This is a genomic window from Dysgonomonas sp. BGC7 (genome assembly GCF_001261735.1).
GTDB lineage: Bacteria > Bacteroidota > Bacteroidia > Bacteroidales > Dysgonomonadaceae > Dysgonomonas.
The window spans coordinates 1-13,317 of the sequence record NZ_CVRP01000001.1; the positions used below are offsets into that span (position 1 = coordinate 1).

At 36.9% G+C, this 13,317-nt stretch carries 10 protein-coding genes; 8 read left to right on the forward strand and 2 right to left on the reverse strand.

All coding sequences use genetic code 11. The annotated features are described in order from the left end of the window. Window positions 1-274 precede the first annotated feature (274 nt). Window positions 275-1,144, reverse strand: coding sequence for an NAD kinase (locus BGC7_RS00005; RefSeq protein ID WP_050699503.1), 870 nt, complete (start codon window positions 1,142-1,144; stop codon window positions 275-277). Between the two features lie 203 nt (window positions 1,145-1,347). Between BGC7_RS00005 and BGC7_RS00010 the strand changes: the two genes are divergently transcribed. The 5 genes from BGC7_RS00010 (at window position 1,348) to BGC7_RS00030 (ending at window position 5,850) form a co-directional block, all read left to right on the forward strand. Beyond that, entirely contained in the window at window positions 1,348-2,079 is a 732-nt protein-coding gene (locus BGC7_RS00010) for a pyridoxine 5'-phosphate synthase (protein ID WP_050699504.1), read from the forward strand. Between the two features lie 3 nt (window positions 2,080-2,082). Then, entirely contained in the window at window positions 2,083-2,946 is an 864-nt protein-coding gene (locus tag BGC7_RS00015; protein WP_050699505.1) for a cell envelope integrity protein TolA, read from the forward strand. Window positions 2,947-2,953: 7 nt separating this feature from the next. After that, entirely contained in the window at window positions 2,954-3,496 is a 543-nt protein-coding gene (locus BGC7_RS00020; RefSeq protein ID WP_050699755.1) for a DJ-1 family glyoxalase III, read from the forward strand. 61 nt (window positions 3,497-3,557) lie between these two features. Beyond that, the gene (locus tag BGC7_RS00025) at window positions 3,558-4,232 is read left to right on the forward strand and encodes a DedA family protein (protein WP_050699506.1); all 675 of its coding nucleotides are present in this window, start codon (window positions 3,558-3,560) and stop codon (window positions 4,230-4,232) included. Between the two features lie 307 nt (window positions 4,233-4,539). After that, on the forward strand, window positions 4,540-5,850 hold the full coding sequence (locus tag BGC7_RS00030; RefSeq protein ID WP_050699507.1) for an NAD(P)/FAD-dependent oxidoreductase: 1,311 nt from the start codon (window positions 4,540-4,542) through the stop codon (window positions 5,848-5,850). A 67-nt stretch (window positions 5,851-5,917) separates the two neighbouring features. On the opposite strand, the gene BGC7_RS00035 is transcribed toward BGC7_RS00030, so the two are convergent. Then, window positions 5,918-6,520: an RNA polymerase sigma-70 factor gene (locus tag BGC7_RS00035; RefSeq protein ID WP_082206375.1), complete on the reverse strand. Its 603-nt coding sequence runs from the start codon at window positions 6,518-6,520 to the stop codon at window positions 5,918-5,920. 119 nt (window positions 6,521-6,639) lie between these two features. Here BGC7_RS00035 and BGC7_RS00040 point away from each other — a divergent pair, with 119 nt between their 5' ends. From BGC7_RS00040 to BGC7_RS00050, 3 genes are all read left to right on the forward strand, one after another. Next, the gene (locus BGC7_RS00040; RefSeq protein ID WP_050699509.1) at window positions 6,640-7,620 is read left to right on the forward strand and encodes a FecR family protein; all 981 of its coding nucleotides are present in this window, start codon (window positions 6,640-6,642) and stop codon (window positions 7,618-7,620) included. Between the two features lie 219 nt (window positions 7,621-7,839). Next, complete coding sequence (locus BGC7_RS00045) at window positions 7,840-11,331, forward strand: TonB-dependent receptor (RefSeq protein WP_082206376.1); 3,492 nt, start codon at window positions 7,840-7,842, stop codon at window positions 11,329-11,331. 31 nt (window positions 11,332-11,362) lie between these two features. Then, window positions 11,363-13,108, forward strand: a complete 1,746-nt coding sequence (locus tag BGC7_RS00050; protein ID WP_050699510.1) for a RagB/SusD family nutrient uptake outer membrane protein — start codon at window positions 11,363-11,365, stop codon at window positions 13,106-13,108. The last annotated feature ends 209 nt before the right edge of the window (window positions 13,109-13,317 follow it).

The window sequence follows — 13,317 nt, forward strand, 5'->3', positions numbered from 1 at the left end:
GGTTACCGCCGTTTTAAAGTGAAGAAGGTTCGTATAGTAATATACGAACCTTTTTTGTGTTTACACTAGCCCCCTCACTTCTCTACTCTTCTATTCTTCTACTACACATCTCACACATGCTCAAATGTGAACTGTATGATGAAATATAAAAAGACTTCCTCCTTCTGCAGCATCTTGATAACAAAAACCGGAATCACTCAACCATTTTGTTCTCAAGTGAAAGTAGATTTTTGCATAGGATGAAATAGTAAAAAGCTTATCTGAGTGAATGTTTTTAAGACTGTCTCGGGTCTACTCCCCACATCAATTTATTTCGTAGAGTCTTGTAGAAAGTATTTTCTCTTCTTTTTATAACTTTTAGTTTAAAATCAGCCTTTGAAATAGTTAGCTTAGTCCCAGTTCGGAATATGTTTGATCGTCCGTCAAGTGATATGAGAAAGCTATTATTGCGACTTTCTACATCGAGAGTAATTATGCTGTCGTCAGGAACAACTAAAGGTCGATTGCTCAAACTATGAGGAGCTACGGCAGCTATAACAAAGTTGGATGTTGTGGGAGCGAGTACAGGGCCTCCTACACTGAGGGCATATGCTGTAGATCCTGTTGGAGTGGCAATAACAAGTCCGTCAGCTTCATATGAGGTTAAATATTCTCCATTAATAGATGCATGTACAGTTATCATAGATGCTGTGTCTTGTTTCAAGATTGCTATTTCGTTCAAAGCATAGTTGAATCCTTCATAATTGCGATGTTCTGTTGATAGTTGAAGCTGGCTTCGATGCTCTATTCTGTAATTCTCTGAAAGTATATCCGAAAATGTAGCCTCCAGATCCTTTTCTCCTACATCCGCAAGAAAGCCTAAGCGTCCGGCGTTGATGCCTAATATGGGTATATTTTTTTTGCCAATAGCAGTTGTTGTACGTAAGAATGTGCCATCACCTCCAATGCTAACAACTAGATCGACATCAAAATTGTCAGAATCTATTATGCCTGCAATATTGTAATTCAGGGCAAGAACATCTTTTAAGTAGGTGTAGAATTTATTTTGAATATATATTTCTATTTTATTTTGTTCTAATAATTCAAATAATTTTTCTACTTGTTCTTTCTTCTGATGTTTACTGCCAAATATTGCTATCTTCATAATTCTTTTGTTTTGCAAAACTAGCCTTGCATATAAAACAAATAACTGCTTGAGCTGTTAATAAAATGGAACTGATATCTACAAATTCATCAATTCGTGTTACCTTTGTAGCTTAGTACCGTTCTGCAAAGTTGCTAAAAAGTTTCGACTGATAGATTCTTTTTTGTATTTATATTAGAAGGTACTTTATTATATTGCTGTTCATGACTAAATTAAGTGTAAATATAAACAAAGTAGCAACACTACGAAATGCTCGTGGAGGAAATGTTCCTGATGTTGTGAAAGTGGCTCTTGACTGTGAGAGGTTTGGAGCAGACGGAATAACTGTGCATCCTCGTCCTGATGAAAGACACATCCGATTCAAAGATGTATATGACTTGAAGGCTAAGGTGAAAACAGAGTTTAATATAGAAGGTTATCCTTCTTCTCAGTTTGTAGATCTCATAAAAACTATTAGGCCGACACAAGTTACTTTAGTTCCCGACAAACCAGATGCTTTGACATCTAATGCCGGGTGGGATACTGTAGAACATCGACAGTTTTTATCGGACCTGATTGATGAGTTCCATGAGGCTGGAGTCCGTACTTCTATATTTACCGGAACCGATCCTAAAATTATCGAATCTGCAGCAAAAACCGGAACTGATCGTATCGAACTATATACAGAACCTTATGCTGTAAACTATTCGAAAAATAGAGAGATGGCTGTTGCTCCCTTTGTAGAAGCAGCAAGGTTGGCAAAAAAAATAGGATTGGGGATTAATGCCGGCCATGATTTAAGTCTTGAGAATTTAAATTATTTGTATGTAAATATTCCTTGGCTCGATGAAGTGTCGATTGGTCATGCTCTTATTAGTGATGCTCTTTATCTTGGATTAGAGAATACAATAGCATCTTATAAAAATTGCTTGAAAGAAACATTTGAAATAGAATAAATTATGGAGGCTCAAAAAGACAGGATGATAAGTGTAGGGGTAACGGTGGGTTTTCACTTGCTTGTTATTTTAGCTCTCTTATTTTATACTCTCGATTTTACGCCTATTATTCGCCATACAGAGGATCTTGAAGGAGTACCTGTTATGTTTGGCAATGTTGCCGATGCTTTTGGTGATGATGAACCTTTTGGTAGAGGAAATGGAAATGTTGGGGCAACAGAAGCATCTTCTCCCAATGTTACTCCTGATCCTATTCCGATGGTAGAAAATACCACTAAAGAAATAAAACCCGCTATAAAAAATACAACAACCCCTCCTGTAACACAAGACTTTGAAGAAACAGTGGCGATAAAAGAAGCCAAAAGGAAAGCTGAAGAGCAACGGGAACGTGAAGCAACCGAATTGCGTAAGAAAGCGGAGGCCGAGCGTGTTGCCCAGCAGGAAGCAGAAAAGAAGGGGCAGATCAATAATCAGATGTCAGGGCTCTTTGGTAATGGAACAGGCAGTGGTAGCCGTGGAAATACTGAAGGAACAGGTACGCAAGGTGTACCGACAGGTAATGCCAGCTATGGTAAAACATCCGGAGTAGGGGGTTGGGGTTCTTTCGACCTGGGTGGTCGTAGTCTAGGTGGTGGAGGACTGATAAAGCCTAACTATTCGGTAGATGATTATGGAACAGTAGTTGTCGATATTCTTGTAAATGCAAGAGGAGATGTTGTGGAGGCCACTATTGGTAAAGGTACAAATACTCCGAATACCAATTTGCGTAATGAGGCTATTAGAGCTGCAAAACGGACTAAATTTAATGCTGTTTCGGCAGTAACCAATCAAAAAGGAACAATTACATATAAGTTTAATCTAAATTAAATTGGATATGAAAACTATATTTGTATTTCTAACAACAGGATTTGAAGAAATAGAGGCGCTTGGTACTATTGATGTTTTGCGCAGAGCAGAATTGAATGTGAAGTCGGTGTCGTTGACAGATAGTAAACAAGTAATGGGAAGTCATCAGATCCCTGTAGTTGCTGATCTGATGTTTGATCAGGCTGATTTTTCTACAGCGGAGATTCTCGTTTTACCCGGAGGGACAGTTAAGTTCAACGAACATGAGGAGATGAAGAAGGAACTTCTCCGTTTTGCAAATAAAGGGAATAGAGTTGCTGCAATTTGTGCATCTCCGATGGTCTTGGGAGGTCTAGGACTTCTCAAAGGAAAAAATGCAACAGCATATCCCGGTTTTGAAAAGTATCTGGACGGAGCAAATTTGCAGACAGAAAAAGCTGTAGTCGTTGATGGTAATATTACTACCGGCCGTGGTCCCGGACTTACTATCGATTTTGCTCTTAGTTTGGTTGAGCAATTGGCCGGAAAGGAAAAGCGTGATATCGTCGCTGCCGGACTATTGGTGTCATAAAGCAAACAGAATGGTGAGATAAATCTCATCATTCTTTATTATATATAATAACAATTTAAAAATGGAATTTTTAAACGAAGCATGGAGTTTTATCCATGAATTATTATTTAATACTCAGGATGCTCTTAATCATTTGGTAAATCAATATGATACATGGGTATATGCAATTTTGTTTATTATTATTTTTTGTGAAACCGGTCTGGTTGTAACACCTTTTCTTCCGGGCGACTCTCTTCTTTTCTTAGCTGGAGCAATAACTGCAAATCCGGGAAACTCTCTTCACATCTATTGGCTGCTTATAATTCTTATCGTGGCTGCGATAATTGGTGATGCTGTAAATTATACGATAGGACGTTTCTTTGGAGACAAGCTGTTTAGTAATCCTAATTCTAAGATATTTAAACAGGAATATTTAGAAAAGACACATCATTTTTATGAGAAGCATGGTGGTAAAACGATCATAATTGCCCGATTTGTACCTATCGTTCGTACGTTTGCCCCTTTTGTGGCAGGTATGGGTAAAATGACATATAAACATTTCTTCTCGTTTAACGTTATAGGAGGTGTAGCTTGGGTAGTGATTTTCTGTCTACTCGGTTACTTCGTTGGAGGATTAGAAATTGTTCAAAACAATTTGAAGCTTGTTGTAGTTGCTATTATTGTCATATCAATCCTTCCGGGAGTTTATGAGGTAGCAAAAGCTAAGTTGCAAGCAAGCAAAGACGCAAAGAAATAAGAAGGGATTTTCCTTATTAGTTGTTAACACCATTTATACAAGAAGAACGCATATGGGGCTTCTGTGTATAGATGGTTTTATTATAATATGGTATCTGATAATTAAAATTATACATTGTGTCAGAACTGAAAACTTTATCTATAAGAAAGATAAATCTTTCAATTAGTATTAAACGTAATGAATGAAAAGTAAGTAAAAGATGTACAACTTTGTCAGGTTTTAGTTAAAATCGTAATTTGTAAAGACAGGCAAAGTCGTTGTTTTAAATAAATAGAATATGTAACGCAATAATACACAATAATAATTTATGATTACTACAGCAAATATACCTGATCGGGGAGACAAGAAACGCCTTGTAGTCATAGGCGGTGGTTTTGCAGGACTCGAACTTGCAAAAAAGATTGATAAAAGGCAATATCAAGTGATTCTGATAGATAAAAATAATTATTATCAGTTTCAGCCTTTGTTTTATCAGGTGGCTACTGGAGGTTTGGAGCCGAGTTCTATATCCTATCCGCATCGGAAAAACTTTCAAAAAAACAAGGATTTGCATTTCCGAATGTGTGAGGCAACATTTGTCGATCCGGACAAAAAGGAATTAACTACCAATATTGGTATTGTACCTTACGACCTGTTGGTAATAGCTACCGGCTGTGATACAAACTATTTTGGAAATGACAGTATAAAAGAGAATACTTTTGCTCTAAAGTCTCTGTCGGAATCATTGTTGATGCGAAATAGAATACTTCTTAGTTTCGAAGAGTCTTTGACTACTACCGATGACAGTAAACGAAAGGAGTTACTTACTTTTGTAATTGTAGGCGGAGGAGCTACAGGGGTAGAATTGGCAGGAGCATTAGCTGATATGAGGAAGTCTATTTTTCCTAAAGACTATCCGGAAATAGACTTTAATGAAATGGATATACATCTGATGGATGGTATGGATCGCTTGTTAGGAGGTATGTCTCAAAGAGCGTCTCAAAAGGCTTATGATACGCTAAAAGATAGAGGTGTAAATATTCACCTTAATAAGACAGTTAAATCTGTAGAAGATTCATGTGTAACAATGGGGGATGATTCTCAGATACGCTCTCGCAATGTGTTTTGGGTGGCAGGAGTTAGACCAAATAGTTTGAACGGACTTAGCGAAAACTCTTATAATAGAGGTCGTCTTGTTGTAAATAATTATAATCAGGTTGAAGGCTATAATGATATATTTGCTATTGGAGATACATCTTTGTTAGTCTCTGAAGATAGAGTTAAAGGACATCCTCAAGTAGCTCAGGTGGCCTTACAGATGGCAAAAAATCTGGCAGTGAATTTGAATGGAGATAGCGAAAGGAATAGTGCATGGCACGAGTTTGTATATAAAGATAAAGGGTCGTTAGCTACTATTGGGCGAAACGCTGCAGTAGCAGATCTTGGTAAGTTTCGCTTTGGTGGCTGGTTTGCATGGTGGCTATGGCTATGGGTACACATACTCTCCATTGTTGGTATGAGAAATAAGGTTTCGGTATTTATAGATTGGGTATGGAGTTATCTCAACTATGATGTATCCCTCCGTTTATTGGTTCGTCCCAAATTCAATAAAATGTATAAAGAGGAAGATTTACAATAAAGATATTAATGTATAATAGTGAACTAAGATTAGTCTTGGTTCACTGTTGTTTTTATAGTCTTTACTTTCAAAGATCGGCTATGAAATAAAGATATAGAAGAAGTAAAGAGTAATCTTTTAGCATCTTTTTTAGCAGTTCTATAGCTTGTGCATTATATCTTTTTGCCGTTCTTACTGAAATACATAACTCTGCTGCTATTTCCTCATAAGTTTTACCTTCTATCTTATTTTTTTCGAAAACAAGACGAATATTGTCCGGTAGTTTTGATAAAGCAGTGCTTAATTGTTCCTCCAATTCAGATAGTAAATATATGTAGTCTTGCTCTTGTGTGCCTGTTCTATGTTTCTCAAGGACGTTTTCTTGATACTTCTGTGCAGTTTTTTTCTTTCTTAAATAATTCAGGCAGCTATTCTTTACAGAAACCATGAGGTAGTTTCTAACATCTATTTTGGGAGGCAGCTTATCTCTGCTTTCCCAAAAATAGACGAAGATATCCTGTACGATATCTTTGCTAGAATCTTCTTCTTCAATATATTTTTTAGCGAAGATACATAAGGGAGGATAATAAAGACTGAATAATTCAGCGAATGCTTCTTTATCATCATACATGACCATTTTCTCAAACAATAATTCCGAAGAGTTACTCATAGTACATAGTATGCTATTCATATTTTACAAAATAATGAAAAAATATTCTAAAAAAAGAGAAAAATATCTTAAATAAAAAACGGGATTCGTGACACTATTATTTTAGTAGAGTGTCTTATATATAGAATGAGGCGAAATATATGGGAAATAATAAGGATAAAAAAGAAGATCTGAATCAATTTTTCACACAGTCTGAGCTTACGGGAGAGGAGCTTTCTCAGATGTATAAAGCTTTGGCTCTGCAAAAGCATATTGATGAGATAAAAACTGTTGATATAGAAGGGGGCTATAAGACAGTGCGGAGAAAGATTGCAGGAAAGAATGTAAAACTTGGAAAGACAAAATATTGGTTATATTTGGCTGCCTGTATAGTTGTGCTATTGTTGATCAATAGTGTAGTCCTTATATATAACTATGTAGATAGTTTACAGAATAAAAAACCTTTATATACAGAGGTTGTGTCTGCTCCGGGTCTTGTCTCTAAGTTCGAACTACCGGATAAATCTATTGTTTGGCTCAATTCCGGCTCAAGGTTACGCTTTCCTTCTCAATTTGAAACGTCAAGTCGTAAGGTAGAGCTTGTTGGGGAAGCTTTCTTCGATGTGGAGACAAATAAAGATTCTCCTTTTATTGTGTCTACATCCTCAGGTTTTGAAATACAGGCACATGGTACGAGTTTTAATGTTAATACTACAGAACAATTAGTGGAAGCTGTCCTTGTCGAGGGGGAACTCTACGTGACAGATATTCATACATTCAATCAGAAAATAAGGCCGGATGAAGGTCTTGTATTTGATATTCGAGATCGGTCTTACAAATTGAGGAAAGTGGATACGGATGAGAAGACAGCATGGAAGGATGGTAAAATTATATTTAGAAATGCTTCTTTGTCCGAAATGTTCGAGAGATTGAGCAGGAGATATAATGTTGATATTATTTTACATGACGAAAATAAGTTGGCTCAAAACTATTACTCCCGAGTCACATTTACAAACGAAACAATCTATCAGATATTTTCTTATTTACAGATGGCGGCTCCGATCGAATGGAAGGTAACAGAACCGACGCAGAACACAAATTCTACTCTAATGAAACAAAAAATTGATGTATGGTTTAAATAATTACTAATAAAACGATTTTGCTTATGAGAATAATCTATTTACATTTCCTTTAATCTAAAAAAGACACACAAGTTAGTGTAACCTTATCTATGAATCGGAGAATTTGGGATTTGCAATTTTAAAAAATCCCGCGAACTTAAATTTAATTGGTATTGAATATGAGAAACATGAATATCCTGAGATCATATTTTTTTCGCTTATCTTAAAAAATATCGTATAATGAAAATTAAAGTATTATTGTTGTTAACAACTGTTTTCTTATTAAGTATTACAGATGGCTTTTCGCAGATAGCATCTTCATCTTTTTCTTTTAGAGGTGCTACAATTGAGGAGGTAATTAATCAGATTGAAAATAAAACTGAATTTACCTTTCTTGTATTAGATAAAAAACTCGATTTGAGTAAAACTGTAGACATGAATATTTCGGGGCAAACACTGGAAGGTGCCCTAAGTAAGCTATTTGTTGGAACAAATATTCAATACAGAATAGTCGATAAACAAATAATTTTGACTGAAAAGCAAAAGGGGGCATCCCCTTCAGAGACAGCCCAAAGTAATGTGCAAATAAAAGGAATTGTCTTAGATGCAGACCGGGAGCCTGTTGTAGGAGCAAGTGTGGTTCAAAAGGGTACAACAAATGGGGTGTCTACTGATGTGAAGGGTGAATTCTCTATCCGTATGCCTCAAGGAGCTATTTTACAAGTTTCTTACATTGGCTATATTACGCAAGAAATAAAAATAGTAAACCAGACCCCCTTAACGATTACACTTGAAGAAAACTCGAAGGTATTGGATGAAGTTCTTGTCGTAGCTTTTGGTACAATGAAGAAAGAAGCCTTTACCGGATCAGCAGGCGTTCTTAATACCGATAATATTGTGAAAAGCCAGCAAGCCAATGCTGCGCAAGTACTTGCCGGACGTGTGTCAGGTGTGCAAATAAGTAATACATCGGGGCAGTTTGGAGAGTCTCCTCAAATTTTAGTTCGTGGAGTAGGGTCTATCAATACAGATAATGCTCCGTTGATCGTTGTAGATGGAATGCCTTTTGATGGTGATATGGGCACTCTTAATCCTGCTGATATAGAATCTATGACTGTCCTTAAAGATGCTGCATCAAATGCTCTTTACGGGGCTCGTGGAGCCAATGGTGTTATAATGGTTACTACTAAAAGAGGAAAACTTAATGGCGCAAGCGTTACTCTTGATGCAAAGTGGGGGTTGAGTCAATCTGCACTTAAGACATATGATTATATAAAAGATCCGAAACAATACTATCAAGTGTATTACAAGGCTCTTTATAATAAGAATATAAGTGACGGAATGTCTCCTGCAGAAGCTCATAAACAAGCGTCGTCAGATGTTTCCAGTCAGACTTCTGGAAAGGGACCCGGATATATGATATTTACAGTTCCTGATGGTCAGGATTTTATTGGTACAGATGGATTGGTAAATCCGAATGCAACACTTGGTCGTAAGTATAGCTATAATGGCCAGGATTATTGGCTACAGCCGGATGACTGGGAAAAAGAAGCTCTCCGCAACGGTTTTCGTCAGGAATATCTGGCAACGATAGCCGGTGCTAATGAAAAAATAAACTTTTACTCTTCATTAGGCTATTTACAGAATGAAGGTATAACTGACGGTTCTAAAATGGAACGTATTACGGGACGTCTGAAAGCTGACTATCAGGCTAAGACCTGGTTGAAAGTCGGAGCTAATGTTGGTTATACAAAATATGATTACGACAAAGTAAGCGAAGGTACTATTGGTTCTACCGGTAATATCTGGTCATTTATACATGGAATAGGGCCTATTTATCCTATCTATCTTCGAGATGGAAATAAAAATATAATGATAGATAAATGGGGAGAACAAATGTATGACTTCGGGTCAGGACATGGAGTTGAGCGTCCTGCATATTCAGGTTCCAATCCTGCCTTTTTTAATAAATACAACGTAAGTAAAACAGATGGAAACTCTTTGACTGCATCCGCTTTTTCTGATATCAGATTTTCCGATAAACTGAAACTTACAGTCAATGCCAGTATTCTTAACGATGAATATCGGGGTACATCAGTGTCGAGTCCTTATGCAGAAAATTATTCAACATCGCAAAATAATGGTTCGGTAGGAAAGTCTCACTCTCGTCGTCAAAGCTACAATGTGCAGCAATTGTTAAACTATACATCTACTTTTGCCGATCGTCATAATTTGACTGTTCTGGTGGGGCATGAATATTATAACTACCAATTCAAGTATCTGTATGCTTATAAAACAAACATGGCATTTGAAGATAACCATGAGTTAAATGGCGCATTGGATAATTCGACAAGTGAGTCTTCGTATGTAGATAAATATAACAATGAAGGATATTTATCACGAGCTATGTATGACTATAATGGGAAGTACCATCTATCAGCCTCCTTTCGTAGAGATGCTTCGTCTCGTTTCAACAGTAATATGCGTTGGGGAAATTTTTGGAGTGCCGGTGGTGCCTGGATTCTGAACAAAGAAGAATGGTATAACATACGCTGGATGGATGAATTTAAGTTCAAGGCTAGTGTTGGTTCTCAAGGGAATGATAATATTAGTAGTTACTTATTTTCGGATCAATATAATATCTCCAATAGCGGGGGGAAACCTGCATTTACTTTCAAACAAAAAGGAACAGAAGATATAACATGGGAAACTAATACGAACTTTAATACCGGAGTTGAGTTTGGTTTGTTTGGTAATAGAATAACCGGATCTATTGATTATTTTTATAGAAAGACTAGCGATATGCTCTTTAGCGTAACCACTCCTCCTTCTATCGGATATACCAGTTATTTCATGAATGTAGGAGATATGCGCAATTCCGGTTTGGAAGTCGAGCTCAATACTGTAATTGTTAAGAATAAAGACCTTTATTGGGACTTTAATTTCAATGTGGCTCATGTGAAGAATAAAGTTATGGAATTGCCTGGTGATAAAAAGACGCTTGCTGTTGATGGTCATGGAGGATATACTTACGATGATAATAGCTTTGTTAGCAAATATAAATTCTTTATAGGTGAAGATCTTCCTCTCTATACATGGTATATCCCTCAGTATGCGGGAGTAAATGAAGAAGGTCTTTCTACTTGGTACAAGGATGTGAAAGATGCAAATGGAAAAGTTACAGGGAGAGAAACTACTACAGATTATAGCAAAGCAGATAGTTACTTGTGCGGTACAGCACTCCCCGATCTATATGGAGGTTTTGGAACCACTCTCAATTTTAGAGGATTCGATTTGTCGTTGAATCTCAATTATCAGATTGGAGGAAAAGCATACGACCGTCAATATGCCAATGCAATGTCGGCTCCTCAATCAGCGTATGGCGGAAATTTCCATAAAGATATATTAAACGCTTGGTCTGTGGATAATACAGGGTCTAATATTCCCCGTTTCCAGTTTGGCGATACAAACCAAAACTCTCGTTCGGATAGATTCCTTGAGTCTGCAAGTTTCCTAAACCTACAAAATATAAACTTTGGTTATACTTTACCTAAAAGTCTCTTAACTCAGTTCGATATAGAAAGTTTACGTCTTTATATGTCATGCGAAAATGTAGCTTACATTTCTGCTCGCAAAGGTTTTGATCCACGCCAGTCTATAATGGGATATAGCAATGCAGAATCTTATTCTCCAATCCGAACTATATCTTTCGGTTTGAATATTAGATTTTAATAAGTGAATTTTAGGTAAAAAAACAGAAATTATGAAAAAGTTTAAAATATTTTTGATAAGTGCACTTGTTTCATGTATTACCTTCTACGGATGTATACAAGATATGAGTCCTGAGTCTGATTATATTATCGAAGAGCAAATAGATGGTAATTCGCCTGAACACATGGCGGCTTTGGTCAATGCTATTCCGGCAATGATGGTAGCTTATGAAAATTCTGATGCAGGGGTAGAGGTTGTTTCTTATGGCGGACTTCAGGTGATGCTGGAAATGATGACTACCGACATGGTAGTATCAGGATATAGTGGCTTCAACACTACTGCTGCTTATACTACAGCACAGTCTATCAATGGGAAACTAAATAATAGAGGTAAGTATCCATTCTTTGTCTACTATGGTTATATCAAAACAGTAAATGATATAATAAAGATGATAGATAAAGGTAGTAAAGATCCTGTTATTATGGGTTACAGAGGAGTTGCTCATGCGTTTAGAGCCTTATATTATATGGATTTGGCTGCTATATACGAATATAAGGATAATAGTTATTTGCAACCAAATAGAGATCTGAAAGGGCTTGCCGTACCTATCGTAACGGAGAATACAACAGAAAATCAGGCAAAGAATAATCCTCGTGCTACAGTAGAAAAAGTTTATGAGCTTATTTTCTCAGATTTGGCGATTGCTGAGTCAATGCTTAAAGATAATAAGCCTGAATCGAAAAGTTTACCCAATTTGTCTGTTGTATATGGTCTGTATGCTCGTGCATATATGAACAGAGCCGCAGACAATGTACCCGGTGCTTATGTCAGTGCAGCTACATATGCTCGTAAAGCAATTACAGAAAGTGGATGTGAGCCATTAACTCAAGATCAGTGGGAAGATCCTATCAATGGATTCAATAATATGAGTACACAAAATTCTTGGATGTTAGCTACCAGTATATCACCGGATAATAATAAGGCTGCAACGGAAGGTAGTTTCAACTATACTATGCTTTTAAGTAGCGAACAGTCATGGACGGTATATGGATGGCGGGTAGGTCGTTCTCTTTCCCGAAAAACATATGATGCTATTAGTGATGGAGACTTTAGGAAGCATTCGTGGCTCGATCCTGCTTTTTTCTTGGAAAGTGGCAACACATACTCAGGCTATCAATATAAGGTCTGCTCATCTTATGCTCATCTTCGCAAACAAATCACAAAAGCCAATGGCTTTAATGCGTGGCCATATACCTATGTGAGTATCAAATTCAGGCCGGGAAGTGGAAATTATACAACAGCCAGTGTGGGCGGAGCAACAGACTATCCTATAATGCGCGTAGAAGAGATGTACTTTATCGAAGCAGAAGCAACAGCTCATTCCGGTTTAGGTGCTGCAAGAAAGCTCTTAAATGACTTTATGAAGTATCGCTTAATGAGTGGATATACCTATGACTGTACGGCAAAAACGCCCGATTTAGAATCTTTTATAAAAGAACTGATGTTGCAGAAACGTATAGAATTCTGGGGTGAAGGGAAAAATTATTATGATGCTAAGCGTTTAGCCTTGGGACTGCATCGTGGGTATGTAGGCATTAATTCTTCGAGCTATAAGAATACGTTCGACTTGAATGGTATCGCTCCTCAATGGACTCTCCCATTCCCTACAGCCGAGGAGGAAGGTAATGTCGCTATAGGAAAAGAATTTGATAATCCTGATCCTAGTTCTACTACAAGGTGGTGGGCCAAGGATGATGACCAGTTAAAAAACAATTATGATAAATATGTAAAAGAATAAATCTTTTCTACACACTATTTCTTATTTATTATTTGCTGGAGGCTATCCCAATAATGGAGATAGCCTCTGATTTTTTGTGTAGAATCTATAGAAATATACTGGCTTTTGTAATCTATAATTGACAAATGGATAGCAAAAATATGGAGTCTTACAAAATTCGTTATATTTTCAGATCTTAGTAAAAAATCTTACTTATAAATTTGTATCTT